Source organism: Bifidobacterium indicum, assembly GCF_036987015.1.
Classification (GTDB): Bacteria; Actinomycetota; Actinomycetes; order Actinomycetales; family Bifidobacteriaceae; genus Bombiscardovia; species Bombiscardovia indica.
This window is the reverse complement of record NZ_BTXM01000013.1, coordinates 1-2281: the sequence shown is the minus strand read 5'-3', so window position 1 is coordinate 2281 and position 2281 is coordinate 1. Positions and strand designations below refer to the sequence as shown.

At 64.8% G+C, this 2281-nt stretch carries 1 protein-coding gene; it reads right to left on the bottom strand.

The genetic code is table 11. The features are described from left to right. Nucleotides 1-2281: RCC1 domain-containing protein (locus AACP59_RS09420; RefSeq protein ID WP_339352943.1), on the bottom strand; the 2281-nt coding region annotated here is incomplete at both ends.

The following is a 2281-nucleotide window of genomic DNA, read 5'->3' as shown; positions in this document are numbered from 1 at the left end:
CCGGTGGGTGGTGTGACCCGTCCGGGCCGGTCGGCAGGCGTGGTGCCGGTGTCGCGTCCCAGTTGGCCGTAGCTGTTGTCTCCCCAGGTGTAGAGGTTCCCGTCGGATCCGACCGCCACGGAATGGCTGCTTCCTGCGCTGGTCTGGGTGAAGGTGATGCCGGTGGGTGGTGTGACCCGTCCGGGCCGGTCGGCAGGCGTGGTGCCGGTGTCGCGTCCCAGTTGGCCGTTGCCGTTGTTTCCCCAGGTGTAGAGGTTCCCGTCGGATCCGACCGCCACGGAATGGCCGTATCCGGCGCTGGTCTGGGTGAAGGAGGTGATGCCGGTGGGTGGTGTGACCCGTCCGGGCCGGTCGTCCCTGCTGCTGCCGGTGTCGCGTCCCAGTTGGCCGTTGCCGTTGCTTCCCCAGGTGTAGAGGTCCCCTTTGGAGTCGATGCCCATGGAGTAGAGGGCACCTGCGCTGGTCTGGCTGAATCTGATGCCGCGTGCGGGTGGCGGGGTGAGGGTGACGGTGGTGTCTCCCGTGTCGGGTCCGTGGTCGGGGTTGATGGTCCATCGTCCGTCGCCTTTGGTCCAGTGAGCGGTGATGGTGGTGTTCCCGGTGACGGGTCGGGTGAAGTCGTAGGCGACGGGCGTGGTGCCGGTGAACCATCCGTCGAACTGGTATCCGTCCCTGGTGGGGTCGGTGGCGGGCCGTGTGGCCGTGTCCCCCTCGGTGACCTGTTGGGTCCGGGTGGCGGGTGTGCCGCCGTCGGCCTTGAAGGTGACCGTGTAGGCGGGTCCCTCGTACCGGTAGGTGTTGCTCGTGTCGTCGGCCTGGGGTGTCCCGTCGAGGGTCCAGCTGATGGTGACGGGCACGCGTCCGGCCGCATGTTCCGGCGTGGTGACCGTCCATGTGCCGTCGGCGCCGGGCGTGGATCCGGTGCCCTGGACACGGTCGAAGAGCACCCGGGTGGGTTTGCCGCGTGAGGGGAAGGCCACCCGACCGGGCCGGTCGGCGGGTGCGGTGCCGGTGTCGCGTCCCAGTTTGCCGTTGCTGCTGCTTCCCCAGGTGTAGAGGTTTCCGTCGGAGCCGATCGCCAGACTGTGCTGCCAACCCGTATGTGCTTGCATCCAGTTGAAGCCCTGTGGGGTGTCGGATGGGTTCCCCACGGTAGTTGGCTTAAGAATATCGTCGTTGCTGCTACCGCTCGGTATCCCCAGTTGGCCGTATGTGTTTTGTCCCCAGGCGTAGAGGCTGCCATCTGAGCTGAGCGCTAATGAATAACCGTCTCTGATGCTGGCTTCTTTCCAGAACTTTGCTGATGGTTTGGTTACCTGGGTGGGAGTAAGACGGGCGGCAGTATCGCCGAGTCCGAGCTGACCATCTGAGTTGTCCCCCCAGGCGTAGAGGCTGCCGTCCGAGCTGATGGCCAGACAACTGCTGCTGCCTGCGCTGATCTGAGTGAAGGCGACTCCCGCTGTGTTTCGAACAGCTTTGGGGGTATTCACCACGCTACCGATGCTGACATCATCCATGCCCAGCATTCCATAGCTGTTTTGTCCCCAGGCATACAGGGCGCCGTTCGTGCTGAGGGCCAGGGAATGCAGATGCCCTGTGCTCACCTCCGAGAAGGCGACTCCCCCGGGTACACTGACGAGGACGGGCCGGGCGCTGTAGGCCTTGGAGTTGTTGTTTCCTGAAGGGATTGTGGCGTTGCCTAGCTGACCGCCTTGATTTCGGCCCCATGCATAGAGTTTCCCGTCGGAGCCGAATGCCAATGTGTGGTCCCACCTCGTAGTGGCTTTCGTCCAGGTGAAGCTGGATGAGGCACCTGCGGGCAGCGCGACCTGTCCAGGTTTTCTGTCCGCTTTGGTCTCGTTGATGGTGGTGTCGGTATCGCGTCCCAGCTGGCCCCAATCGTTGGCTCCCCAGGTGTAGAGGTTCCCGTCGGAGCCGAGCGCCAGAGATGAGTGGTCCCCTGCGCTGGCCTGGGTGAAGGTGACGCCGGCGGGTGCTGTGACCCGTCCGGGCCGGTCGGCGGGTGTGCCGGTGGTGTCGCGTCCCAGTTGGCCAAAGCTGTTGTCTCCCCAGGTGTAGAGGTCCCCTTTGGAGTCGATGCCCATGGAAAAGTTGCCTCCTGCGCTGGTCTGGCTGAATCTGATGCCGCTTGCTGGTGGCGGGGTGAGGGTGACGGTGGTGCCGCCGGCCTTGGGTCCGTGGTCGGGGCTGATGGTCCATTGGCCGGTCTTGGTCCAGTGGGCGGTGATGGTGGTGTCTTGGGTGACGGGTCGGGTGAAGT